Source organism: Mesorhizobium sp. B2-6-1 (genome assembly GCF_006440475.1).
In the GTDB taxonomy this organism is placed as follows: domain Bacteria; phylum Pseudomonadota; class Alphaproteobacteria; order Rhizobiales; family Rhizobiaceae; genus Mesorhizobium.
The window spans coordinates 1-24,972 of the sequence record NZ_VFUH01000010.1; the positions used below are offsets into that span (position 1 = coordinate 1).

Sequence of the window (24,972 nt, forward strand, 5' to 3'; positions counted from 1 at the left end):
CGCGTCGCCGGCACCCGCCGGGTGGAACTCGAGATCGGCGGCGAACGCCAGCGCGTCGAGATCGAGCTGCCCGTCGATCATCCCGCGGCCCAGAAGAGCCGGGTAGCGTTCCGCCCGGGCCGCTGGAAGCTGTTTTTTTCCGACCAGGCAGGCAGCTCATTCGCGCCGGCGGAACAGAACCCTCGCCAAAACGAGAAGACGCTTCCCCCAGATATCAGGAAGCGGCGTATGGCTGACGCAGGCCCGCTGATTTGAATTGTCCGTATGGAGGTGAGGCGGTTGCGAGCCGCCAGCCCAATGCTGGTTTGCCCAAGCAACCTCGGTTCGATCTAGCGACATGCAAAACAAGACCTAAGCGGCTCGCATGAATCCGTTTCGGCGTGCCGCGCTTCAAACAAAACGAGTGAGCTTGTCGCCAGATTGTTCGGCCCGCCACGCATTTGCTCCTGCGCTGGTCAAGGATCGCGCAGCTTCAGTACAGAGGCAAACAGCGCTCGCAGGCACACGGCAAACGCCGGCAGCTTCAGCTTCGGTGACCAGCCTTTCGCTGTGCGCCCGGCAGACATGCGGGACCGATCGGTTCGAAAGTCTTGTAGGTCAGGATGAATTCGCGGTGCCCGAGTTGTTCGGATTTCGTCGCATGGCCATTGGCGACAGCAAGAACCAGATTGAAGATTTCGTCGCCGACATCCGACAAGGTGGCGGCCCCTTCGAGGATACGTCCGGCATCGACGTCCATGTCGCCCGACAGGCGACGGTATGTTTCGGGATTGGCGCAGATCTTTATGACCGGTGCGACCGCCGACCCCGAGACCGAACCGCGGCCGGTGACGAAGAGCGTGAGGTGACAACCGGAAGCGATGAGCTCCACGATCTCGGCATTGTCCGAGATGTTGGGGAAGCCAAAACGCACGTCCCCGTCCGGCACGACATCCATCAGGTAGAGTCCGCCGCCAGGGGGAATGTCGCCCGGCTTGATGAGGCCCGAAATCGGCGACGAGCCCGATTTGGCATAGGCACCCATCGATTTCTCCTCGATGGTGGATAGGCCGCCATCGGCATTGCCCGGAGCGAAACTGCCATAGCCTAGCGTCGCGTAGTATTGCGCTGCCTTTGCCACGGAGGCGCGCAGCTCGACGCCGAGTTCAGGCGTCACGGCACGGCTCGCCATGATCTCTTCGCAGCCGATCAGCTCGCCGGTCTCCTCGAAAATACAGGCTGCTCCCGCACGGACCAGCCGATCGAAGGCAAGGCCGGCGGCGGGGTTGCCGGTCATGCCGCTGGTGCCGTCCGACCCGCCGCAGATCGTGCCGACGATAAGTTCACTCGCATCCATTGGCACTCTCGCGACCGCGCCCAGCTCTTGCAGGCGTTGCCCGACCCATTCGATGCCGTCGGAAATCGTCGACAAAGTACCGCCGTTTTCCTGGATCGTCAGCGTGGCCACCGGCCGTCCGCTTGCCTCGACGGTGCGGGCGAGCGAGAATTTGTTGAAGCTTTCGCATCCCAGTGACAGCAGCAGTACCGCGGCGACATTGGGATGCGTACACAGACGCTCCATCATCCGCTGCGCATAGGGATTGGGAAAGCAGCCTGGAAAGCCGATCAGATGCACGTCCCTGCCGCGGAAATGGGAGACAATTTCGCGACCGACATGATGCGCGCACTCTACCAGATAGGCCACGATCACAATGTTGCGGATGCCCTTGCGACCGTCCGGCCTGAGATAGCCGAGGATGGTGGACTGTTCGCCGGTCATGATCCGGTCTCCGCTATTACGTGCGTTTTGGTGTAGTCGCTCTTCAGATTGTGAATATGGACGTGCTCGCCGGGTCCGATCGACCGCGTCGCCGAGCCGATCGGGACGCCGTATTTGATGACCTTCATCCCCGGGGCGATCGGCAGCCGCGCCAGCTTGTGGCCGAGCTCCACGGCCTTGATCAGAATGCGCGACTCGCCGCCAACGATGATGGTCTCACCGGCTTCGATGCGCCGGCAGGCGACCAGCACATTGTCGTGATCGCAGAGCAGGAGCAGACGAGGATCGTCCATCGTCGGCTCACATGACGCCGAAGGTACGGAAGGCTTCGCAGGCGCTCATGCCGTCGCGGATCGCGGTTGCGACCTTGTTCTCTGTGCTGACCTTCTCGATCGCGCGCTCGATCGCTTCCTTTTCCGCCTCGCGCGGGATCACAAGCACGCCCTCGCGGTCGCCGAAGATCAGGTCGCCGGGCGTTACCAGGATGCCTTCGATCTCGATTGGGCAGCCATAGTCGATCACCTTGCCTCGCGGGCCCTGGTCTTGGGCATAGATGCCGCGCGAGAAGACCGAAAAGCCGAGCTTTTCGATTTCCCAGGAGTCGCGGATATAGCCGTTGAGGACGGCGCCGGCAGCCTTCAGCTTCTGGGCCCTGGTGGACATCAGCCCGCCCCACAGCGCGTAGCGGAAGGAGGAGCCGCTGGCGATGTAGACATCGTTCTCCGTCAGGCTGTCCAGCGCTTCCATCATGAGGCCGAACGGTTTGTTCGCGAGCGGACCGTGCGCATCCGGCGAACCGCCGGAAAACACGTCCGCCTCCAGCACCGGCATCGCGCGGCCGATGACTTTCATCTCCGGCTGCAACGGCACGATCCCGGCCGGCAGGAACTGCCGGCGGTGGCCCATTACATCGAGCACGTCGCCGACGACGGCCGTGAAGAGTTCCTTGCGGATGACTTCGAAGATCGCCTTGTCAGTATCGGTCGTCATCTGTTTTCTCCCTCGAAAAACTATGGTGTCAGAAGCCGTGCAGCGCGCCGCCGTCGACCACCAGTATATGGCCGGTCACATAGGCTGAGGCGCGTGAGGCGAGATAGGTCATGGCCCAGCCGATATCGGCGCCCTCGCCGAAACGACCCATGGGAATGCGGCTGTTGATCTTGCGCGCCCTTTCCGGATCGGCTGCGGTGGCCTGGCGTAGAAGCGCGGTGTCGATCCAGCCTGGTGCCACACCGTTGACGCGTATCCCGCTGGGCGCAAGTTCGGTCGCGAGCGCCCTCACCATGCCGACATAGGCGGCTTTCGCCGCCGAATAGCCGATCACGTTGGGAATGCCGAGGAAAGAGCTCATCGAGGCGGTGAAAAGAATGCTGCCCCTTGCTTCCGTCACCTGCGGCAGGAAGGCGCGCGAGAGGGCGAAGGCGCCGCCGACATGGACGTTCAGCACCGAATTGAAAGCCTCGACGCTCATCTCGCCGAGCGGCTTCTTGACCGTGTTGCCGGCATTGTTGACGAGGATCGAGACGCGTCCGGATTTTTTTGCCACCTCGCTGGCGAAACCCGTGGCACCGGCAGTGTCGGTCACGTCGAAGACATGGCTCGTGGCGGAAGGCCCCAGCGTCTCGCAGGCGGCAGCGAGCTTCGCGGCGTTGGTGCCGACGATCGTCACCTTGGCGCCGGCTTCGACGAAACAGGTGGCGATCGCAAGGCCGAGACCGCTTCCGCCGCCGGTCACCAGCGCATGCTGCCCCTCCAGCCCGAAGATATCCTTGATGCTCATGCGTCTTCCTTCGCTTCGATCCGGACGACGATCTTGGTGAAGCCTCCGGGGTTCTTGTCCCAGGCTTGCATGGCCGCACCGGCTTCCTCGATTGGCACGACGCGTGAGACGATGCGGTCGCCGGCGTCCCGATGTTGCTTCAGATAGCCGATAACATCGTGGAAATCGGCGATCTCGGAGCCGCGCGACCCGCGGATATCCATCTCCTTGAGCAGGAAGAACTTGGTGTCGTAAGCGATCTTGTTCTTGGCGTAGCCGACATAGACGACCCGGCCGCAGGACGCCACGAGATCGATCGCCTGCCGAAAGGTCGCATCCGCGCCGACCGCCTCGATGACGACCTGCGGACCGTCCCCACTGGTCAGTTCCAGGACATGCGCCAGGACATCTTCGCGCGACGCATCGATGGTGTCAGTGGCGCCGAGCACCTTGGCAACGGCGAGTTTGTCGGCGCTAAGGTCCACTGCGATCACGCGTGAGCCCCGCCTGACAGCGCCGAGCAAGGCGCCGAGCCCAATGACGCCGCAGCCAAGGATGACGACGGTTTCTCCAGCCGAAAGCTCGGAGCGGCGGACGGCATGGAAGCCGACGGCAAGCGGCTCGATCAGCGCGAGGTCCCGCTGGCGCATGCTCTCGACCGGAATGATCTTGCCCGCGGGAACGACGATGATCGAGGCCATCGCGCCCTCGCGCTGGACGCCCATCGTCCGGTTGTCCTTGCAGGCGTTCGGCCTGCCAAGGCGGCACGCATGGCACCTGCCGCAATTGAAATAGGGAAGAATAGTCACGGACTGGCCGACCGCAAGCGCGCTGACGCCGTCGCCGAGCGCCGAGATGGTGCCGGAGATTTCATGGCCCAGGACGCGCGGGTAGGAGATCAGCGGATTGAGGCCGCGAAACGACGTCAGGTCGGAACCGCAATACCCCACATACTCCATCCGCACCGCGACTTCGCCCGGGCCCGGTTTTGGTTCGGGCAATTCGACCAGCAAGATCTTGCCGGGTTCCTCGAGGCAGACAGCTTTCATCATGGCGCTCAGGCCTCACAGATCGTGCTGTTGTCGATGGCATCCCAGTCGATCTCGACCCCGAGGCCGGGGGCTGACGGCGGCGCGGCGTAGCCGTCCTTGATCGGCAGCGGCTGCTTGAGGCCGAAGGCGAAGTTCTCCATTGGATAGAGCACTTCGAAGAAGTCGCAGTTCTTGATCGCCGCGGCGCAATGCAGGTTGACGATCTCCATCGGGTGGAAGATGGCGGTATGGATCTCGCAATTGACGCCGAAGGCTTCGGCGAGGCGGGCCGTCTTCATGACGCCCGTGACGCCGCCCGTCCAGGAAACGTCTGCCCGGACGCGATCGACGACACGCGTCGAGATGCATTCGGCGATGCTGTAAGGGTGCTTCGCAAGGACTTCTGTCCCGACGAGCGGGATTTCGAGCGTGCGTGCGAGCTCCCGCAGCGAATGAACGTCCTCGTCGTATAAAGGCTCTTCCAGCCAGTAGAAGTCGAGCCTTTCCAGCTCGCGGCCGAAGCGGATCGACTGCTCGAGATTGAACATCGAGACCGGATCCGACATCAGCGTGAAATCCGGCCCGACGGCGGCGCGGACCTGGCGATGGACGTCGATATCGTAGTCGAGATCGAGACCGGGTGTATGGAGCTTGTAGGCCCGCAACCCTTCGGCCCTGGCGCGCAGCGCCTCTTTCACATAGTCCTGCGGCCCCGACAGGATCATCGAGCTGCCATAGACCGGCACGCGTTCGCGGAAGGCGCCGAGATATTTGTAGAGAGGCTGCCCGGCGGCGGTGGCCGACAGCAGCCAGAGGCAGGTGTCGAATGGTCCGTAGGCATAGATCGGCAAGTGGCCCCACCAGCGGTCGGCCACCCGGAAATCGTGCCATGCCTTTTCCCGGTCGAGCGGGTCACGGCCGATGAAGAACGGACGCAGCGTGTCGGCAATCAGCCTGCCGGCGCCCGCCGCCGAACGACCGGCGAACCCGAAGGCGGTTGCCTCGAGCCCGGTGTCCGTCATCATGGTGACGGTGAGAAATTCGAACTTCGCGAAATCCCCGGTTCGAAACGCGCTGGCGGCAAAATCGCCTGGTTTGCGCTGGCAGCAGCGCACCTTCACATCCGTGATTTTCATGAAAAAACCTTCGATAAACCGATCGCAGCGGCATGTGTGGATCCGGGGGAGTCCCGGATCCAGTCATTCTCAGAAGCGGGGCAGGTCGACTTCGACACCCATCCATTTTTTCTGCAGGGCCTGCAGCTCACCTGTCGACTGAAGCATGAAGAGCTCCGTGTTCAGCCAGTGCAGGAAGTCCGGGTCGTTGCGGCGCAGGCCTATGCCCATCGGCGCCTGCGCCACAACGAACTGCTTCTTGAGGTTAGGATCGTGCTCCTCGACGGCGCGGGCAAGCGCGCCGCTGGTCACGATGCCTTCGACCTGGCCTGCGAACAGCGCCTGGGATGTCGACGCGTCATCGTCATAGCGCTGGATCTGTGCGCCTTCGACGGCCTTTTTGGTCATGACGATGTCGTTCGTGCTGGCCCGCGTCACGCCGATCTTCCTGCCCGCCAGATCCTCGATCTTGGTGATCGGCTGGTCGGCGGGACCGACATAGACCTGCTGGTCGACATAGTACGTGTTGGTGAACGCGATGGCCTTGGCGCGCTCGGCGGTGATCGAGAACGAATAGATCACGATGTCGAGCTTGCCCGAAGTCAGGTTCGGGATGCGGTTGGCTGCCGTCGTATCGACGATGTTGACCTTGACGCCGAGATCGCGGGCGATTGCCTTTGCCACGGACACGTCATAGCCGTCGGGCTGCATGCTGCTGTCCATCAGGCCATAAGGCGGCGTTCCAAGGCCGACGCCGACATTGATAGTGCCGCGCTGCACGATGGCGTCCAGCGTGCTCTCGGCCTTTGCGGGCAATATCATCGCCAGCATCGCGGCGACCCCGACAGCAAGTCTCTTCAATAGCATGATACTTTCCTCCCTGGTGTGATGAACCGGATCTTCAGTTGGCTGCCTGCTGCAGGCGGCGCTCCAGGCGGCGGCTGGCATGGGACAGTATGGAGCAGATGCCGAAGTAGATGGCCGCGACCGTCAGATAGACGGGCAGCGGCTGGAACGTGGCGCTGGAGACGATCTGTCCTGCTCTCGTCAGTTCGATAAAGCCGACGACCGAAGCAAGCGCGGTGTTCTTGACGACCTGAACGGAGAAGCCGACCGTCGGAGGAATGGCGACGCGAAGCGCCTGCGGGATGATGACGTCGGTCATCGTGTGCCGCCAGCCAAGCGCCAGCACGAACGACGCTTCCCATTGCCCCTTGTTGATCGACTGGATCGACCCGCGCCAGATCTCGCCGAGGAACGCGCTGCTGTAGAGCGTAAATCCAAGGCCGGCCGCGTAGATCGCCGGAAGGTCATAGCCGAGATTGGCGACGCCGAAATAGGCGATGAAGAGAATGACGAGCAGGGGCGTTCCCTGGATGACATAGATATAGGCCTGTGCGATCCAGCGCATCCAGGCGAAGCGGGAGAGGCGCATGAGGGCGACAATCGATCCGCCGATGGCGCCGCCTGCAAGCGCAATTCCCGAGAGGACGACCGTCCACGTCGCACATTGCAGCAGAAACCCGACATGATGGAGATTGAATGTCTGGAACATCGTCATCGCCCTGCAAAGCGGAAGGAGAAGAGGGCACGGTCAATCAGTGCGAAGACGCCTTTGAATGCAGCCGTCAGGACAAGGTAGATGGCCGCGACCACGAGATAGGCTTCCAGGCTTCGGAAGGTCAGGCCCTGCACATCATTGGCGACGCCGGTCAGTTCCGGGACGGAGATGACCGAAACGACGCTGGAGGCCAGCATGATCAGGATGAACTGGCTGGTCAGTGCCGGAAAGATCGCTGAAATCGCCGGCAGCAGAACGACATAGCGGAAGGTGAGATACGGTGACATGCCAAGCGTGTGCGCCGCCTCCCGCTGTCCCTTGCCGATCGTCTGGATGCCGGCACGGACGATCTCGGTGATATAGGCGCCCGCGTAGAGCGTCAGGGAGAGGATGGCCGCCGTCACTTCGGAAATGCGAATGCCGACCGAGGGCAGGCCGAAATAGACGATGTAGATCTGCACCAGAAACGGCGTGTTTCGGATGATTTCCACATAGGCGGCCGCGATTGAGGAGAGGACTTTCGAGCTCGAAAGTCTCATCAGGGCGCCGACGATGCCGACGCACATGCCCAGAACCAGCGCGGCGGCTGACAGGCCGACAGTCAGCATGGCGGCGTGCACGAACAGGTCGCCGCGCGCGAATGTCCCGGAAAAATCTAGGTACCCCACACTCGTCCCCGGTCTTCAAACAAGGTTCGGTTCGATCGCTCGCGCAAGGACTTTTACCTGGCGCAAGGTGTTCTGCCGGCTTCTCTCGAGATGTCGCTGAAGCGCCGCGAGGATCTGGCTCTTCTTGCCGGCGACGATGGCATCGAGAATATCCTGGTGCTCCTCGACCGAGCGGCTGTAATCGCCTGGAATCGAGACGAAGACCGTATGCGTCTGGCCGACAATGCGGGAGTGGACCTCGGAGATCATCGGTATCCCCGCGGCGCCGACGAGCGAACTGTGGAAGGCCCGGTCATGGGAGAGCGCCTTCGCCAGATCGTCGAGCGACGACCCTTTGGCGAAGCGCCTGTGGTTTTCGAGGCTGTCCTGGAGCTTCGCCCGCAGCGCCTCATCGAGCCGTCCTGCGTCGAAGGCTGCTTCCACGGCCCCTTTCTCGAGCAGTGTCCTGGCCGCGTATAATTCCTCGACGGCTTCCTCGTTGAAGCTGCGGACCACCATGCCGCGCCGCGAGGAATTGACGAGAAGCCCGTCCGCCTCCAGCCGCAGGCAGGCTTCCTTGACAGGCGTGGGACTGATGCCCAGTTCCGCCGCCAATTCGTTTGGCAACAGGCGCTGCCCGCCTGCCAGCCTGCCGCCGACGATCCGGGACCGCAGCTCCTGGTAGGCCTGCTCGGCCAATGTTGTCTTGATCATGCTCATGGCCCAAGCATCGGTCAGGTTCCGGTTCGGCGCAACAGAAAAATTAAAAATAGAAAATTTTTTATTTTCCGATTTCGATCTTTCGGGTTACAAGCCAACTTCGCAACAAGGAGGAGTTCATGGACGCCAACGGCAGCGCCTTTGTGAAACTGCGCGATGCGGTGAAGATGTTCGGCGGGTTTCAGGCGCTCGATCACGTCAGCCTTGAGGTGGCGAAGGGCGAAAAGATTGTCGTCTGCGGGCCGTCGGGCTCAGGCAAGTCGACCTTGATCCGCTGCATCAACGGCTTGGAAGACCTGCAGCAAGGCTCGGTGGAAATCGACGGCAAACCGCTGGTCGAGAAGTCCCACGGACGTATGGTTCCGCGCCGGGACATCGGCATGGTGTTCCAGCAGTTCAACCTCTTCCCGCATCTCAAGGTGATCGAGAACTGTACGCTGGCGCCGATCCGCGTGCTCGGAAAATCGCGCAGGGACGCTTCGGAGAGAGCGCTGGAGATGTTGCACAAGGTTCGGATCGCCGATCAGGCGGACAAGTATCCGTCCCAGCTTTCCGGCGGCCAGCAGCAGCGCGTCGCGATCGCCCGCGCGCTCTGCATGCAGCCCAAGATCATGCTCTTCGATGAACCGACCTCGGCTCTCGATCCGGAAATGGTCAAGGAAGTGCTCGACACCATGGTCTCGCTGGCCTCCGAAGGCATGACGATGATCTGCGTGACGCACGAAATGGGCTTCGCCAGCCAGGTGGCCGACCGGGTCGTCTTCATGGACAAGGGCCGGATACTCGAGGAGGCCACGCCGAAGGAGTTCTTCGCAGCCCCGAAGCATCAGCGTGCACGCGAATTCCTCTCGCAGCTCCTTCATTGACAAATTCATATCCGCCAAGGGTCATAGATGAAAATCGCCTCCGTCCGCCCGTTCATTCTCCATCTTCCACTCACGTCGGACTCCATTTCGGACTCGACCCACAGCATCACCCATTGGGGTGTCGTGGGTACGAAGATCGTCACCACGGATGGGCTGGAAGGTTATGGCTTCACCGGCACGCATGCCCATCTGGCCGCCGACCGGCTGATAACGTCCTGCATCGGTGAGTGTTACGCGCCGCTTCTGGTAGGCGAAGACGCCTCGGATCATCAGCGTCTATGGACCAGGCTTGCGCGCCATCCTTCACTTCAATGGGTCGGTCGGGCCGGCATCACGCATCTGGCGCTGGCCGCAATCGATATCGCGCTGTGGGATCTGAAGGCGAAACGGGCGGGCCTGCCGCTGTGGAGTTATCTCGGCGGCGCGCGCACCGATGCCCTGGAGGCCTACAATACCGATATCGGCTGGATTTCGTTCGACCTGGACACGTTGCTGCGCGGCTCCGCGAAAGCCGTCGAGGAGGATGGATTCACACGCATCAAGATCAAGGTCGGCCATGACGACCCAAATATCGACGTCGAGCGCCTGGCGGCTGTGCGCAAACGTGTCGGATCAAGGATCCGGATCGCAATCGACGGCAACGGCAAGTGGGATCTTCCGACCTGCCAGCGGTTCTGCGCGCTGGCGCGCGACCTAGATATCTACTGGTTCGAGGAGCCGCTCTGGTATGACGATGTCGCCAGCCACGCGACGCTCGCGCGCAATACATCGATCCCGATCGCGCTCGGCGAGCAGCTCTACACGATCGACGCGTTCCGCTCCTTCGTCGATGCAGGAGCCGTCGCCTACGTCCAGCCGGACGTCACGCGGCTCGGAGGAATAACCGAATACATCCAGGTCGCGGACCTGGCACTGGCGCATCGGCTTCCCGTCGTTCCGCATGCAGGGGAGATGAGCCAGGTGCATGTGCATCTGAGCTACTGGCATCCTGCATCGACGATCCTCGAATACATCCCCTGGATCAAGGATCACTTCGAGGAGCCGATCCGCGTCGAAGGCGGCATCTACAAACGGCCCGAACGGGCCGGTGCGAGCACGACTGTCCTGGCCGAAAGCTTTGCCCGCTACGGCAAAAGCCTGGGCTAGGGCATTCCAGGAAAATCGCCCGCGGCATCAGGACGGCGCTATTCCTTCACCGCGCCGGTCATCGAGGAGACGTAGTGCTCGACGAAGAACGAATAGAGCACGACGACCGGCAGGGATCCGATCAGCGCGCCCGCCATCAGGGCACCCCATTCATAGACGTCGGAGCGTACGAGTTCGGTGAGCACCCCGACCGGCACGGTCTTGTTTTCGGACGACTGAATGAACGTCAAGGCATAGATGAATTCGTTCCATGACAGGGTGAATGCGAATATGCCCGCCGAGATCAGGCCAGGCACCGACAGGGGCAGCACGATCTTGCTCAGGATCTGCCAGCGGCTTGCCCCGTCTATGAGCGCGCATTCTTCCAGTTCAAAGGGGATGGAGCGGAAGTAACCCATTAGCAGCCAGGTGCAGAAGGGGATCAGGAAGGTCGGGTAGGTGAGGATGAGCGCGAAGGGTGTGTCGTAAAGCCCGAGGTTGAACACCATCACCGACAAGGGGATGAACAGTATCGAGGGCGGCACGAGATAGGCGAGGAACACCGCGAGGCCGACCTGCCGTGCCCCGGAGAACCGCAGCCGCTCGATCGCATAGGCCGCGAAAACCGACGCCACCAGCGACAGGAAAGTGGCGGCGGTCGAAATGATGATCGTGTTGAGCAGCCAGCCCGGATAGGACGTCTCGAAGAGAAGATAGCGGATGTGCTCCAATGTCGGATGCACGACCCAGAGCGGGTTGAAATTGGCATAGTCGGTCATTTCGACATTGGGCTTAACCGCTGTGATCGTCATCCAGTAGAACGGGAACAAGAGCACGATGACGAACACGAGCAGGGGGAGATAGACCGTCACCACACGGCGCGGCACGCTCTGCAAATAGCCCATGCCGCCTTCGTCGAGCTGCGGCTGTTTTGTCTTCCTGGTGGCAGCCATGTCAGTCTCCGCCCCCCTGCTGCCATTTGCGGCGCTGCAAGCCGAAATAACTGAACAGGATCGCGGCAAGGAGGAATGGGATCATGGCGACCGCGATCGCGGCGCCCTCGCCGAGCTGGCCGCCCGAAATGCCGCGCTGGAACGACAGCGTCGCCATCAGATGGGTGGCATTTACCGGTCCGCCGCGGGTCAGCACATAGATCAGCTGGAAATCCGTGAAGGTGAACAGCACCGAGAACGTCATGGTGATGGCGATGATGGGGGTGAGCAGCGGCAGCGTCACATGGCGAAACAATTGCCAGCGGTTGGCGCCGTCGAGCGTGGCGGCCTCGTAAAGCGATTGGGGGATTGTCTGCAAGCCGGCAAGCAGCGTGATGGCCACGAAAGGGATGCCGCGCCAAACATTGGCCGCGATCACCGAAGCACGCGCGTTCTCCGGATCGCCGAGGAAATTGATGCGATGGTCGATCAGGCCCATCTGCTGGAGTGCCCAGGACAGGATCGAGAACTGCGAATCGTAAATCCACCAGAAGGCGATGGCCGACAGCACCGTCGGCACCACCCACGGCAACAGGACAATCGCGCGGAAGAACGATTTGAAGGGAAGATTCTGGTTGAGGATGAGCGCCAGCCAGAGGCCAAGCGCGAATTTCAGGATCGAGGCGCTGACGGTGTAGAGCAGGGTATTGAAGACGGAGAGCCAGAAAACGGCGTCGCTCCACAGATATTCATAGTTCTCGATGCCGATGAAGATGCCGGGACGGCCGATGCGGGCATCGGTGAAGCCGAGCCAGACGCCGAGCCCAAGCGGATAGGTCAGGAAGACAAGCAGCAATGCCGCCGCCGGCAGCATGAAGCCGAAGCCAAGCGCGTTCCTGCTCTCGGCCAGGCGCGATAGCATCGAGGAACGCGGCTGAGCGGCGACGGACGGCAAGGCCATGGGGCGGGCTCCCTGCAAGGGTCTCGTTGATCGGCCTGGCGGCCGCCCTGCGCTTCCCCACCGGCTCGCCGCCTTTGACGGACGATGCTGCGTCCAACGGCACGGAAATTCCGCCCGCGCCCCGAAAGGACGGCGACCCGTTCGTCGCGATTTCGCCCCGCAGCAAATTCATGGCGGGCGAGCCGATGAAACTGGCGACGAAGAGATTGTCCGGCCTGTCGTAGAGTTCCAGCGGCGGCCCGATCTGCTCGACGATGCCGTCATGCATGACCACGATCTTGTCTGCCATGGTCATGGCTTCGATCTGGTCATGGGTAACATAGACCGTCGTGGTTTTCAGGCGCTGGTGCAGTTCCTTGATCTCGGCGCGCATCTGCACCCTGAGCTTGGCGTCAAGATTGGACAGCGGCTCGTCGAACAAGAAAACCGCCGGATCGCGCACGATCGCCCGCCCCATGGCAACTCGCTGGCGCTGTCCGCCGGAAAGCTGGCGGGGATAGCGCGCCAACAGCGGCACCAGCCCCAGAATCTCCGCTGCGCGCTGGACGCCGGCGCCGCTCTCAGCCTTCGAAACGCCCTTCAGCATGAGCGAAAACGCCATGTTCTCGGCGACGGTCATATGCGGGTACAGCGCATAGTTCTGGAAGACCATGGCGACGTCGCGTTCCTTCGGCGCAACGTTGTTGACGACACGCTCGCCAATCGCGATCTGGCCCCGCGAAATCTTTTCCAGGCCCGCGATCATCCTGAGCAGGGTTGATTTTCCGCAACCCGACGGCCCGACCAGCGTGACGAATTCGCCGTCGTCGATGTTCACGCTGACGCCGTGCAGAACCTCGACGGTCCCGAATGATTTGTAAACCTCGCTAATCGCGACAGACGGCCATCGATCCTCCTCCCGAACGATTCCCGCGACGTCTCTTCGAAGGAACCGCTGACCTCTCCCGGCGACGGCCCTCCAACCTTCATGTGGTCACGCGATACGGAGACGGTAGCGCTACCAAACCTGCCTGTAAAGCAGGCGCTTCGATAAACATCCAGGCTGCATTCCCGGTTGCTCACTGGACTGCCCACCACATGGCTGGAGACAGCAGGGAGATCGGCCACGGGATGAATATCAACCACTTGCACCGTCCGCCGGCCTGGGCAGCCGCGCATGGAATTCGCCGACGATGCCGCGCCGGAAGACGAGCACGCAGACCATGAATATCAGGCCGGTGGCGATGGTCACCGGAAAGCCTGAGGTGGCGAGTGTGTTTTCAAGGCCGACGACGAAGCCGGCGCCGACGACCGGCCCGACCATGGTACCGATGCCGCCAAGCAGCGACATCAGGATCACCTCGCCCGACATCTGCCATGTCACGTCGGTGAGCGTCGCGAACTGGAACACGATTGCCTTGACCGCGCCGGCAAGCCCCGCAAGTGCGGCCGACATGACGAAAGCGGCGAGCTTATACCTGGCGACGGAATAGCCGAGCGAGATGGCGCGGTTCTCGTTCTCGCGGATCGAGCGCAGGATCATGCCGAAGGGCGAGTTGACGATCCGCCAAATGGCGAAGACGCCGATCAGGAAGATGGCCAATACGACATAGTACATGTTGACCGTGGCGTTCAAATCGATGATGCCGAAGAGGTTGCCGCGCGGAACGCCCTGGATGCCATCCTCGCCTTGCGTGAACGGTGCCTGCACGCAGAAGAAGAAGAACATCTGCGCCAGCGCCAGCGTGATCATGGCGAAATAGATGCCTTGCCGGCGGATGGCGAAGAAGCCCATGACCAGCCCGAGCAGGGCCGCGCCGGCGGTACCCAGCAGAATGCCTGCCTCCGGCGGCCAGCCCCATACCTTGACGGCATGCGCGCAGAAATAGGCAGCGCCGCCGAAGAAGGTCGCGTGGCCGAAGGACAACAGGCCGGTGTAGCCGAGCAACAGGTTGAAGGCGCAGGCAAACAGCGCAAAGCACAGCATCTTCATAAGGAAGAACGGGTAGACGAAGAACGGCGCGGCGATGAGCGCCAATACCGCCAGCGCCACCAGCGCGCGTTCCAGCCGCACGGAGGCCGCGGCGCGCTTTTCGTGAAGCGTCAGCTCGCTCATCTCAGGCGTCCCTTCCGAACAGGCCGGCCGGCCGCAGTAGAAGCACGATCGCCATGATGACGAAGACGACAAGGTTCGACGCCTCGGGATAGAACACCTTGGTTAGGCCCTCGGCGAGGCCGAGCATGTAGCCGGTGACGATGGCGCCCAGGATCGAGCCCATGCCGCCGACCACGACGACGGCGAAGACGACGATGATCAGATCCGACCCCATCAGCGGACTGACCTGGTAGACGGGAGCCGCCAGGATCCCGGCAAGACCGGCAAGTGCCGCACCCAGTCCATAGGTGAGTGTCAAAAGCAGTGGCACGTTGACGCCGAAAGCCTGGACCAGTTCTGGATTTTCGGTCGCGGCGCGCAGATAGGAGCCAAGCCTGGTCTTCTCGATCAAAAGCCATGTGCCCAGGCAGACGAGAAGCGATGCCAGCACCACCCAGCCGCGATAGTTGGGCAGGAACATGAAGCCGAGATTGGTGCCGCCCGCAAGTAGCGCCGGCACCGCATAGGGATTTCCCGAGACGCCGTAATAATAACGGAAGACGCCCTCGATGACCAAGGCCAGGCCGAAAGTGAAGAGCAGGCCGTAGAGAGGGTCGAGCTGGTAGAGCCGCGAGAGCGCTGCACGCTCGACCGCAATGCCGAACAGCCCGACGGCGAGCGGCACCAGGATCAGCGCCGGCCAATAGCCGATGCCGAGATGGACAAGCAGCAGATAACCGATGAAGGCGCCCAGCATGTAGAGCGCGCCGTGGGCGAAATTGATGATGCGCAGCAGGCCGAAGATGACGGCGAGGCCAAGGCTCAGCATCGCATAGAAGGAACCGTTGATCAGCCCGACCAGCAACTGCCCGAGAAAGGCCTGGATGGGGATGCCGAAGATCATCGTCATGGCGCGATCATACTCCGAGCACCTCGTGAAGTTGAGCGTCGTGGGCGGCCAGTTCGCCGACCGGAAACCCGCTCAGCACCTTGCCGTGCTCCATCAGGTAGAAGCGGTCGGCAATGCGGGCGGCGAAACGGAAATTCTGCTCCACGAGCAGGATCGTCATGCCGCGCTTCTTCAACGTCGCAAGCAATTCGCCGATGCGCTGGACGATGACCGGCGCCAGGCCTTCGGTCGGCTCGTCGAGGAGCAGCATCCGGACACCCGTCCTCAGGATGCGGGCGATCGCCAGCATCTGCTGCTCGCCGCCGGATAGCCTGGTGCCCGGGCTGTTGCGGCGCTCCTTCAGGTTGGGAAAGAGCTCGAAGATCTCCTCGACGCTCATCCCGCCCTTGGCCACCACCGGCGGCAGGATCAGATTCTCGTCGACTGTCAGCGTGGCGAAAATGCCGCGCTCCTCGGGAACGAAACCGATGCCTTGGTGGGCGACACGGTGCAAGGGCAGGCCGATCAAGTCGTTGCCGTTGAAGACGACACTGCCGGTGCGCTTGCGGATCAGCCCCATGATGGCGCGCAGCGTCGTGGTCTTGCCGACGCCGTTGCGGCCAAGCAGCGTCACGGTTTCGCCGCGGAACACATCGAGGTCGACGCCGTGCAGCGCGTGGCCCTCGCCGTACCAGGCATGGAGATCGCGCACGGCAAGTAGCGGCTCACTCATGCTCGGTTCCCATATAGGCTATCCGGACGCGTTCATCCTGGCTGACCGTCGGATAGTCGCCCGCGGCGAGCACCTTGCCGCGCTGCATCACGGTGATCCAGTCGCAAAGATCGGCAACGACGGTCAGATTGTGCTCCACCATGAGCACGGCCCGATCGCGGGCCAAGGCGCGGATGATCCCGGAGATCATGCTGACATCCTCGTGCCCCATGCCGGCCATCGGCTCGTCGAGCAGCAGCACCTTTGGATCGAGCGCCAGCGTAGTGGCGATCTCGAGCACGCGCTTGCGGCCATAGGAGAGATCGCCGGCGAGCCGGTGCGCCGCGTCGTCGAGGCCGACCGTGCCGAGAAGCTCGCGCGCCCGCGGCGTCAGTTGGTCGAGCGCCGAAAGCGGGCGCCAGAACTGGAAGCCCAGCCCCCCTGGCCGCTGCAGCGCAACGCGCACATTGTCGAGCACGCTCAGATGCGGAAAGATCGCCGATATCTGGAACGAGCGCACGAGGCCCATCCGCGCCACCCTGGCCGGCGGTGTCCGGGTAATGTCGGTGCCGAGCAGTTCAATCGTGCCGCTGGTCGGCTGGAGGAACTTGGTCAAAAGGTTGAAGATCGTGGTCTTGCCGGCGCCGTTCGGCCCGATCAAGGCGTGTATCCTGCCGTGATGAACGTCGAGATCGACATCCTTCACCGCGACGAACCCGGCGAAATCGCGCCTGAGGCCGCGGGCGGAAAGCACCACCCGCGGCACGGCTCCATCGCCGTCAGGCCTGACGGCCGCGGCGGTTGCCGTCGTCACTTGCTGACGAGCGGGCAGCCGCTATCCGTGGCCTTCATGAAGGCCTGGTCGCCCGGAATGGTTGCAAGATAGGTGTAGTAGTCCCAATCCTTCTTGCTCTCCTCGGGCTTCTTGACCTGATAGAGGTACATGTCGTGCACCATGGAGCCGTCGGCCTGCACCTTGCCGTTGGCGGTAAAGACGTCATTGACCGGCATCGAATGCATTTCCTTGGCCACCGCTTCGGTTTCGTCGGTGCCGGCCTTGTCGATGGCCTTGAGATACTGCGACACCGCCGAATACGTCCCGGCCTGGATCATGTTCGGCATCCTGCCGGTGCGTTTGAAGAAGCGGTTGGCGAACTCGCGGCTCTTGTCGTCGCGATCCCAGTAAAAGCCTTCGGTCAGCACGACGCCCTGGGCCGCCTGCAAGCCAAGGCCATGCACTTCGGCCAGCGTGAACAGAAGTGCCGCGAGCCGCTGGCCGCCAGCGACGATGCCGAATTCGGCCGCCTGCTTGATCGAGTTGGAAGTGTCGAGACCGGCATTGGCAAGGCCAACGATTTTGGCGCCGGAGGATTGCGCCTGCAGCAGGAAGGATGAGTAGTCGGTCGAGCCGAGCGGATAGCGCACTTCACCAAGCACCTTGCCGCCGCGATCCTTGACGAGCTTGGCGGTCTGCTCCTCGAGCGAATAGCCGAAGGCGTAGTCGACGGTGATGAAATACCAGCTGTCGCCGCCTTGCTGCACCAGGGCACCGCCTGTGCCGACGGCCTGGGAATGGGTGTCGTAGGCCCAATGGAAACCATAGGGCGAGCACTGCTTACCGGTCAGGTCGGTCGCAGCCGCGCCGGTGACGATGTCGATCTTCTTCTTTTCCTTGGAAAGTCCCTGCACGGCGAGCGCCACCGAGGAGGTGGTCAGTTCCATTATGGCATCGACCTGCTCGGTGTCGTACCACTGGCGCGCTATGTTGGAGGCGATGTCCGGCTTGTTCTGGTGGTCGGCGCTGATGACCTCGATAGGCGCATTCTGGACCTTGCCGCCGAAATCCTCGACAGCCATCTTGGCCGCCTCGACGGACCATTTGCCGCCGAAATCGGCATAGACACCCGACTGGTCGTTGAGGATGCCGATCTTGACCTTGCCGTCGGAAATTTCGGCTGCCGCCGCTGGCATCGCGGTACCCACAAGCAGCGCGGCTGAGATGAGATAGGATGCTTTCACTGGTATTTCCTCCCTTGTGGCCACTGTCGAAAACGCCCATTGCGGCCCTGTGACGGCTTCGAGTGTACCGTCTGGTCCCGCGTGAAGAATACGTCCTGTGCTCGCCACAGTTCCAAATTGCCCGGACACATGGTCACAAGCGCACATTCGGAATGCACAGAGATTCGTAACATCGACATGGAACGTCGAGAACCACTATTTTCGTATCAGGCGCACCGGTAGCGGTGTCCGCTGCTGGCTAGGACTTGTCGCACGCTATCAGCACGATCTTTGCCGGATCGAAATCGACCGCGACGACGCTGCCTTCCGGCAGGGCAGGTGTGACGATCGGCGACGTCGCAAACAACTCGACCGCCGGATCGTTTATCGCGACGCGGTATTCCATGTGGTCGCCGAGATAAGAACTCTTGACCACGCGCCCTCTCATCCCGCCGGCTGCCGGCTGGCCGGCGACGAGGCGCACGGCATTCGGCCGGACGGCCAGCACCGCCGGCCCCGCCGCGATGCCGCGATGCGGCATGTCGAGCCGCAGCGGCCCGATCTTTACCTCGGCATTCGTCCCATTGCTGGCGAGAACCTCGACATCGAGCAGGTTGGCGTCGCCCATGAAATCGGCGATGAAAGAGTTCCTGGGTTCGTTGTAGAGGTCGCGCGGGGTCCCGTCCTGAGCGACGCGGGCAGCGTTCATGACGATGATGCGATCGGACACGGCCAACGCCTCCTCCTGGTCATGCGTCACATAGACAACGGTCAGCGCGAGGTCCTGCTGAAGACCGCGGATTTCATCGCGCACGCGCCGGCGCAACTTGGCATCGAGATTGGACAGCGGCTCGTCGAACAGAAGCACCTTCGGCTCCAGCACGATGGCGCGCGCCACGGCCACGCGCTGCTGCTGGCCGCCCGAAAGTTCGCTCGGCTGGCGCTTCTCGTAGCCGGACAGGCCGACCTGTGCCAGCTTCTCGGCGGCGCGCCCCGCGGCCTCAACCTTGCCGAGCCCGGTCGCCCGCAGGCCGTAGCTGACATTTTCTATGACGTTCATGTGCGGGAACAGCGCGTAGGACTGGAAGACCATGCTGACGTCCCGTTCGGCGGCTGACAGCAAGGTGACGTCCTTGCCGTCGATGACGACGCGCCCGTGGCTTGCGTGCTCCAGCCCGGCAATCAGTCTAAGCGTCGTCGTCTTGCCGCAGCCGGAAGGTCCGAGCAGCGTCACCAGGCTGGCCGGTGCGATGTCGAAGCTGACATTGTCGACGGCAGTGACGGCGCCGTATTTCTTGGTGACGCCCTCGAAACGCACTGCCGGTCTGTCCACCACGCCGGGGGCAGCGTTCTTCGCCGTTTGATCCATACGCTTCTCCCGATCAGATTGGTGCCACGACGGCTTGCGCCTCGGCCCGGCGCCGGCCAAGCCGGCGTTCCCCGACCAGCAGCTGGATGCCGATCAGAATGATCATCATGACGACGATCAGCACCGCCGAATAGACGATGGCGATGCCGTATTCGCCGACATCGGCTCGCCCGACAATATAGACGGTGGCGAGATTGAAGCGGCCGGTCGCCAGGAAGATGACGGCGCTGACCGCTGTGACCGCACGCACGAAACTGTAGATCATCGCGGTCACGATAGCCGGCTTCAGGATCGGCAGGATCACCCGCCGCAAGGTGGCGAAGGAACGCGCCCCCAGTGTCAGCGATGCCTCGTCCAGGCTCTTGTCGATCTGCCCAAGATTGGCGAGGCCCGCACGGATCGCAACCGGCATGTTGCGGAAGATGAACGAGATGACGATGATCAGTCCGGTGCCGGTCAGTTGCACCGGCGGCACGTTGAAGGCGAGGATATAGCTGACGCCGACGACCGTGCCGGGAATGGCAAAGCTCATCATGGCGAGGAATTCGAACATCGTGCGCCCGGCGAAATGCTGCCGGTCGAGCAGATAGGCGGTCAGGATGCCGAGCGCGGCGGTGAACGGCATCGCCACCAGCGCAAGGCCGATGGTCATCAGCAGCGACGGCCAGGCCGACCCGCTCAGGAACCAGCCATTGACGCCTTTCTCGACGGAGAAAGCGGTGAGGAAATATTCGAGCGTCGGCGTGTTGTCGCGGCCGATCGATTGCACGAAGCCGCCGCCCAGGATGATGCCATAGACCACGACGGTCAGAAGCAACCAGGGAACGACGGCGGCGTAGCAGCCGATGCGCAAGCCCTTGGGCAGCGTGGCCGGCACACCGCCATCGCCCTTGCCCGCGACGGTGACGTAGCTGCGGCTGCCGATCCAGCGGCGCTGGATGACGAAAGCGGCGAGCGTGAATCCCAGAAGCACGATCGCCAGCACCGCCGCACGGCCTTGATCATGCGCAGCGCCCACCACCGCAAAGAAGATGTCCGTCGACAGCACGTTGAAGTTGCCGCCCAGCACCAGCGGGTTGGCAAAGTCGGCCATGCTCTCGATGAACGAGATCAGGAAGGCGCTGGCCAGCCCCGGGCGGATCAGCGGCCAGGTGATTGTGCTGAAAGTGCGCCAACGGCTGGCGCGCAAGGTCTGCGAGGCCTCCTCCATGCTCGGGCTGACGCCCTGCAGCACGCCGGCCAGGACCAGGAAAGCGATCGGCGTGAAGGCCAGCACTTGCGCGATGGTGATGCCGGCCATGCCGTAGATCCAGCGGCTGCGCGGAATACCGAGATGTTCGGACAAAAGATTGGTGACGATGCCGGCCCGGCCGAACAACAGGATCAGCGCCAGGCCGATGACGAAAGGGGGCGTGATGATCGGCAGGATGGAGAGGCCGCGCAGCAGCCATTTGGCAGGCAGCCTGGTGCGCAACGCAATCAGCGCCAGCGCCAGGCCTAGCGCCGTGCAGAAGAAACCCACCAGCACCGCGATCGCCACCGTATTCCACGCCACGCCGCAGGAACCGTCGTCGTAGAGGCAGCGCAGGCTCCAGATGTTGGCACTGAACAGCTTTTCGGCAAACAGAGCCGGCACGATATTGCCGTCATTGTCCTCGATGGCGGAAGCGAGGATCGACAACAGCGGATAGGCCACGAACAGGATCAGCGAAGCGATCACGATCAGCAGCGAGCCGACGACAAAACGATCGCCTTTGCACCAGCCACGCGCGGCCAGCGCCTCGGCGATGAACATCAGCATCGCCAGCGCGTACAGCACGGCACCCCAGCCGAGCCCCGGCTGCACCGGTCCCGGCGTACTGGCGAGATGCCCGAGCCAGGCAAATCCCCAACCCGAATGGATGATGGAAAAACCCTCGATCACCAGCCAGGCGAGGCCGGCTGCGCCCGCCACCGCCAGGCCGGGGAGGTTCCGGCGCGCGACGAGCCAGCTTGCCAGGAGAAGTGGCAGGATCAAGGGAAGCAGCCACAGCTGACCGTTCAGCGACAGCAGGATGGCTGGTGCCGCCTCCGCCGGACGCGCCAGCCAGTCAAAGGAAAGCAAGCCGCCTTCGACTTTGTACCATGGCAGCACAATGAAGCTCGCCCATGCCAGCGCCAGCCATCCGGCGGCACTGCGCCCCGGGAGGTCATTGGCCATGGGATAGGGCGAAGCCCGTGCCATTCGACATCTTCCTTCGGTATGGTCGGGGTTGCGCCGGCTGCCCCGCAGGCAGCCGGCGGATCGGCCGTACGGACCAGATCAGCCGCCGTTGCGGATCTCATCGGTGAACTTCTTCAACAGCCGCTTGCGCTCCGCTGATGATCCATATTTGGCGAAGTCGTAGTCGATCAGCTTGATCTTGCTGAGGTCCGGCGCCTCGGGCGGCACCGGGGTGCCGGTGTTCGACGGGATCTGGTAGCTGCCGTTCGGAGCCGCCAGTTTCTGCGCGTCTGGCGTCAGCGCCCAGTCGTAGAATTTCCGCGCCTCGTCGATGTGCTTGGCCCCGGCAACAATGCTCATCGACCCGATCTCGAAACCGGTGCCTTCACAGGGCGAGACCACCTTGACGGCCGGGTTCTGCTTGGCGGCGTTGATGACGTCGTGCTGGAAGGAAATGCCGACCAGCGTCTCGCCCTTGCCCACGGCGAGCGCGGGTGCGGCGCCCGCCTTGGTGTATTCGGCGATGTTCTTGTTGAGCTGCTTGAGATAGTCGAAAGCCTTGTCCTCGCCCATCAGTTGCACGATTGTCGCCAGCATCGTCCAGGCGGTACCCGAGGAATTGGGGTCGGCCATCTCGATCTCGCCCTGGAAATCGGGCTTGACCAGATCCGCCCAGCAGGCCGGCGCCGTCAGGCCGCGCTGTTTCAGGTCTTCCTCGTTGTAGCCGTAGCCAAGCGCGCCGAGATAGATGCCGACGGTGCGGTTCTTGGCGCGTTCAGCCTGCCTCAAAGCCCAGTCGCGCAGGTTCGCCAGCTGCGGCGACTTGTATTCCTGGGTGAGACCTTCTTCCGCCGCCTGAAGATGCGGGTCGCCGGTGCCGCCCCACCAGATGTCGGCTTGCGGATTGTCCTTCTCGGCCCGCAGGCGCGCATAGATCTCGCCGGCGCTCATGCGGGTCATGTCGACGCTGACGCCGGTTTCCTTCTGGTAGGTCGTGGCCATGGCCCGGCACCAGGCTTCGTCGACGCCGCAATACATCACGAGGTTGCGATCCGCCGCATGGGCGCCGCCGGCCAGACCGAAAATGGCCAGCACCGCAAGGCCAAGCCACGTCCTGCCTTGTCTGCGATCAAATGGACCTTTCATCGATAATTCCTCCCTTTCATGCTCTCTGGAATTGGTTATTCGTCGTCGAGCGGCACTCCGATCACCTGGGACAATCTCGCCGCCACACCCGGCGCCGCAGCAAGCACCGGATTGCCCTTCGCCATGCCGTCGCCGTCGAGAAAGCGGTTGACGCGCCCGCCGGCTTCCTCGACCAGCAGCAATCCGGCCAGGCAGTCCCATGCATTGATATGAAGCTCGGCATAGGCATCCGAGCGGCCGTCGGCCACATAGGCAAGGCCGAGCGCCCCCGAACCGGAGCGGCGCACATTGGCGCCCAGCGACCAGACCAGGGCCACCTTGTCCAGATAGTCGCGGTTGGGAATCCGCGGCGACCAGCCGAACTCCACGGAGGCGCGGTCGAAGGCCTGGGTGCGCGAAACATGGATCGCCGCGCCGTTGCGCGTCGCACCGTGCCCGCGGCGGGCAAAATAGACCTCCCCGATGGCCGGATTGGCGATGCCGCCGATCTCGCTGCGGCCGTCCTGGACGAAGGCGATCGAAACGCAGAAATGCGGAATGCCGCGCATGAAATTCGCCGTACCGTCGATCGGGTCGACGACCCACATGCGATCAGAGCCGCCGCTGCCACCGGTTTCCTCGCCCAAAAACCCGTCCTCGGGAAAGGCCGCGGCCAACGTCGTGCGGATGTGATGCTCGACCTTGCCGTCGGTCTCGGTCAGGAAATCCTGCGGCCCCTTCATCTCCACAGGCTGCGCGCCGTCGATTTGGCTGTAGCCCTGCATCGCCATGTTTCCCGACGACAAGAGCAGTTGCCGGCAAACATCGGCACGCCTGTCGAGTTCGGCTTCGGACATCCGGCTCGCGTTAGGCTGCACCGCCACGCTGTTCATGCTGTCCGTCCAGACAATGGCAGTTCCGATGCGGTCCGCGAAGAAATGGGCAAGGTAGCCTCCGGCGCCGGCTTCATGCACGGCTGTGCAAAGCTGTTTCATTTACGCATGTGTGTCAAGGGCAGCGGTTACACCTGTGACTGGCTTGCGCTATGCTGCACGTGCGTGCAAAGAATCGAGAAACGCAGCGAGAGTGTGCATGACGACGCCAAGAGGCCGTATTGGCTTTTCCAGTGCCCAGCAGGTCGCGGAGCTTGCCGGCGTTTCGCGCTCGGCGGTATCACGCACGTTCACGCCCGGCGCCAGCGTTTCGGAAGAAACCCGCGAGCGGGTGCTGCTGGCGGCCGAGCAGCTCGGCTATCACGTCAACCACCTGGCGCGCGGCCTGATGCGGGCATCGACGGGCATCGTCTGCCTTGTCGTCGCCGATGGCGACACGCCCTATCAGGCTCGTATCCTGCGGGCGCTGACACAGCATTTGAGGGATGCCGGCAAAGTGGCCATGGTATTCAACACGTCGGGCCCCAGCCACCATGTCGACCAGGCGCTGCGCAACACGCTGAACTACCGTGCCGATGCGACGATCGTGCTGTCCGGCACGCCGCCGCAGGAGCTGATCCGAACCTGCCTCGAGAACGGGCAGCGCCTGATCCTGATCAATCGCGACGACCGGTTCGACGGACCGCATAACATCGGCGTGGACAACGCCGCCGCCGCCGAGGCGGCACTTCACGCCTTTCTTCGTGCCGGTTGCACCAGGCCTGCCCTGGTGACGTCGGCAGCCGGCACGCCCAGTCTGGTGGCGCGCGAGACGGCCTTTCTTGCCGCAGCGCGCAAGGAAGGACTGGAGGTGATCCAGTGGCGCGAGGGCCGCACGGGTTATGCGACCGGGGCAGAAGGCGCAAGGCGCCTGCTTTCGGGCCGGCAGCGACCGGATGCGGCATTCTGCGTGACCGACCTGATCGCCTGCGGTTTTCTGGACGCGGCGCGCCACGAGTTCGGCGTCGACGTCCCGCGCGATCTCTGCGTCGCCGGCTTCGACGACATCGAGCAGGCTGACTGGGCTTCCTACCGGCTGACGACCTTTGCGCCGCCGATTGAGGAGATCGCCACGCACGCCGTGCGACTGGCCGCCGGTTCGCGCGAGGAAGCAGGCGCCGGCAGTCGCCTGACCTGCCACGCGCCGATGGTCTGGCGCGGCACTGTGAGGCCAGGTCGGGGCTGATGCCGATT

Annotated in this window: 25 protein-coding genes and 1 pseudogene; 4 read left to right on the forward strand and 22 right to left on the reverse strand. The window is 62.9% G+C overall.

Annotated features, from left to right (window positions below; genetic code table 11):
- Window positions 1–255: TOBE-like domain-containing protein (locus FJ443_RS31680; RefSeq protein ID WP_224619170.1), on the forward strand; the 255-nt coding region annotated here is incomplete at its 5' end.
- Window positions 256–523: 268 nt separating this feature from the next.
- On the opposite strand, the gene FJ443_RS20095 is transcribed toward FJ443_RS31680, so the two are convergent.
- The 10 genes from FJ443_RS20095 to FJ443_RS20140 form a co-directional block, all read right to left on the reverse strand.
- Window positions 524–1,759, reverse strand: a complete 1,236-nt coding sequence (locus FJ443_RS20095; RefSeq protein ID WP_140514973.1) for a UxaA family hydrolase — start codon at window positions 1,757–1,759, stop codon at window positions 524–526.
- Window positions 1,756–2,052, reverse strand: a complete 297-nt coding sequence (locus FJ443_RS20100; RefSeq protein ID WP_140498421.1) for a UxaA family hydrolase — start codon at window positions 2,050–2,052, stop codon at window positions 1,756–1,758. Before FJ443_RS20100 ends, FJ443_RS20095 begins: the two co-directional genes overlap by 4 nt.
- Window positions 2,053–2,059: 7 nt before the next feature.
- Window positions 2,060–2,749: an RraA family protein gene (locus tag FJ443_RS20105; protein ID WP_140498420.1), complete on the reverse strand. Its 690-nt coding sequence runs from the start codon at window positions 2,747–2,749 to the stop codon at window positions 2,060–2,062.
- A gap of 28 nt (window positions 2,750–2,777) precedes the next feature.
- The gene (locus FJ443_RS20110; RefSeq protein WP_140514976.1) at window positions 2,778–3,539 is read right to left on the reverse strand and encodes an SDR family oxidoreductase; all 762 of its coding nucleotides are present in this window, start codon (window positions 3,537–3,539) and stop codon (window positions 2,778–2,780) included.
- On the reverse strand, window positions 3,536–4,570 hold the full coding sequence (locus FJ443_RS20115) for a zinc-binding alcohol dehydrogenase family protein (protein ID WP_140665556.1): 1,035 nt from the start codon (window positions 4,568–4,570) through the stop codon (window positions 3,536–3,538). The genes FJ443_RS20110 and FJ443_RS20115 overlap by 4 nt, the downstream gene beginning before the upstream one ends.
- Before the next feature lie 5 nt (window positions 4,571–4,575).
- Complete coding sequence (locus tag FJ443_RS20120; protein WP_140514980.1) at window positions 4,576–5,685, reverse strand: enolase C-terminal domain-like protein; 1,110 nt, start codon at window positions 5,683–5,685, stop codon at window positions 4,576–4,578.
- A 69-nt stretch (window positions 5,686–5,754) separates the two neighbouring features.
- Window positions 5,755–6,531, reverse strand: a complete 777-nt coding sequence (locus tag FJ443_RS20125; protein WP_181165309.1) for a transporter substrate-binding domain-containing protein — start codon at window positions 6,529–6,531, stop codon at window positions 5,755–5,757.
- Between the two features lie 34 nt (window positions 6,532–6,565).
- Window positions 6,566–7,219 carry an amino acid ABC transporter permease gene (locus FJ443_RS20130; RefSeq protein WP_140632386.1) on the reverse strand — a complete coding sequence of 218 codons (654 nt, stop codon included), beginning with the start codon at window positions 7,217–7,219 and terminating at the stop codon, window positions 6,566–6,568.
- A gap of 2 nt (window positions 7,220–7,221) precedes the next feature.
- Window positions 7,222–7,893, reverse strand: a complete 672-nt coding sequence (locus FJ443_RS20135; protein ID WP_140632383.1) for an amino acid ABC transporter permease — start codon at window positions 7,891–7,893, stop codon at window positions 7,222–7,224.
- Between the two features lie 15 nt (window positions 7,894–7,908).
- A complete protein-coding gene (locus FJ443_RS20140; protein WP_140581261.1) occupies window positions 7,909–8,592 on the reverse strand; it encodes a GntR family transcriptional regulator in 684 nt (227 codons plus the stop codon).
- Window positions 8,593–8,711: 119 nt separating this feature from the next.
- On the opposite strand from FJ443_RS20140, the gene FJ443_RS20145 reads away from it, so the two are divergent.
- Together FJ443_RS20145 and FJ443_RS20150 are read left to right on the forward strand one after the other, a co-directional pair.
- Window positions 8,712–9,458 carry an amino acid ABC transporter ATP-binding protein gene (locus FJ443_RS20145; RefSeq protein WP_140632381.1) on the forward strand — a complete coding sequence of 249 codons (747 nt, stop codon included), beginning with the start codon at window positions 8,712–8,714 and terminating at the stop codon, window positions 9,456–9,458.
- Window positions 9,459–9,485: 27 nt separating this feature from the next.
- Window positions 9,486–10,604: a mandelate racemase/muconate lactonizing enzyme family protein gene (locus FJ443_RS20150; RefSeq protein ID WP_140632378.1), complete on the forward strand. Its 1,119-nt coding sequence runs from the start codon at window positions 9,486–9,488 to the stop codon at window positions 10,602–10,604.
- Between the two features lie 38 nt (window positions 10,605–10,642).
- Here FJ443_RS20150 and FJ443_RS20155 read toward each other — a convergent pair whose 3' ends face one another.
- From FJ443_RS20155 to FJ443_RS20210, 12 genes and pseudogenes are all read right to left on the reverse strand, one after another.
- A complete protein-coding gene (locus FJ443_RS20155) occupies window positions 10,643–11,536 on the reverse strand; it encodes a carbohydrate ABC transporter permease (RefSeq protein WP_140498410.1) in 894 nt (297 codons plus the stop codon).
- Window position 11,537: 1 nt separating this feature from the next.
- Window positions 11,538–12,476: a sugar ABC transporter permease gene (locus tag FJ443_RS20160; RefSeq protein WP_140665559.1), complete on the reverse strand. Its 939-nt coding sequence runs from the start codon at window positions 12,474–12,476 to the stop codon at window positions 11,538–11,540.
- 94 nt (window positions 12,477–12,570) lie between these two features.
- Window positions 12,571–13,383: pseudogene (gene ugpC, locus FJ443_RS20165) on the reverse strand (sn-glycerol-3-phosphate ABC transporter ATP-binding protein UgpC); the annotation flags it as partial.
- Between the two features lie 210 nt (window positions 13,384–13,593).
- Entirely contained in the window at window positions 13,594–14,571 is a 978-nt protein-coding gene (locus FJ443_RS20170) for a branched-chain amino acid ABC transporter permease (protein WP_140665561.1), read from the reverse strand.
- 1 nt (window position 14,572) lies between these two features.
- Entirely contained in the window at window positions 14,573–15,460 is an 888-nt protein-coding gene (locus FJ443_RS20175; protein WP_140514993.1) for a branched-chain amino acid ABC transporter permease, read from the reverse strand.
- A gap of 7 nt (window positions 15,461–15,467) precedes the next feature.
- Window positions 15,468–16,172, reverse strand: a complete 705-nt coding sequence (locus FJ443_RS20180; RefSeq protein ID WP_140552372.1) for an ABC transporter ATP-binding protein — start codon at window positions 16,170–16,172, stop codon at window positions 15,468–15,470.
- Entirely contained in the window at window positions 16,165–16,965 is an 801-nt protein-coding gene (locus FJ443_RS20185; RefSeq protein WP_181175119.1) for an ABC transporter ATP-binding protein, read from the reverse strand. Before FJ443_RS20185 ends, FJ443_RS20180 begins: the two co-directional genes overlap by 8 nt.
- The gene (locus tag FJ443_RS20190; protein WP_140514995.1) at window positions 16,962–18,170 is read right to left on the reverse strand and encodes an ABC transporter substrate-binding protein; all 1,209 of its coding nucleotides are present in this window, start codon (window positions 18,168–18,170) and stop codon (window positions 16,962–16,964) included. The genes FJ443_RS20185 and FJ443_RS20190 overlap by 4 nt, the downstream gene beginning before the upstream one ends.
- Before the next feature lie 238 nt (window positions 18,171–18,408).
- Window positions 18,409–19,518 carry an ABC transporter ATP-binding protein gene (locus FJ443_RS20195; protein WP_140665564.1) on the reverse strand — a complete coding sequence of 370 codons (1,110 nt, stop codon included), beginning with the start codon at window positions 19,516–19,518 and terminating at the stop codon, window positions 18,409–18,411.
- A 13-nt stretch (window positions 19,519–19,531) separates the two neighbouring features.
- On the reverse strand, window positions 19,532–21,742 hold the full coding sequence (locus FJ443_RS20200; protein WP_224680648.1) for an iron ABC transporter permease: 2,211 nt from the start codon (window positions 21,740–21,742) through the stop codon (window positions 19,532–19,534).
- Between the two features lie 78 nt (window positions 21,743–21,820).
- Complete coding sequence (locus FJ443_RS20205; protein ID WP_140560387.1) at window positions 21,821–22,867, reverse strand: ABC transporter substrate-binding protein; 1,047 nt, start codon at window positions 22,865–22,867, stop codon at window positions 21,821–21,823.
- Window positions 22,868–22,902: 35 nt separating this feature from the next.
- Entirely contained in the window at window positions 22,903–23,739 is an 837-nt protein-coding gene (locus FJ443_RS20210; protein ID WP_140566411.1) for an inositol monophosphatase family protein, read from the reverse strand.
- 199 nt (window positions 23,740–23,938) lie between these two features.
- Here FJ443_RS20210 and FJ443_RS20215 point away from each other — a divergent pair, with 199 nt between their 5' ends.
- The gene (locus tag FJ443_RS20215; RefSeq protein ID WP_140498399.1) at window positions 23,939–24,964 is read left to right on the forward strand and encodes a substrate-binding domain-containing protein; all 1,026 of its coding nucleotides are present in this window, start codon (window positions 23,939–23,941) and stop codon (window positions 24,962–24,964) included.
- The last annotated feature ends 8 nt before the right edge of the window (window positions 24,965–24,972 follow it).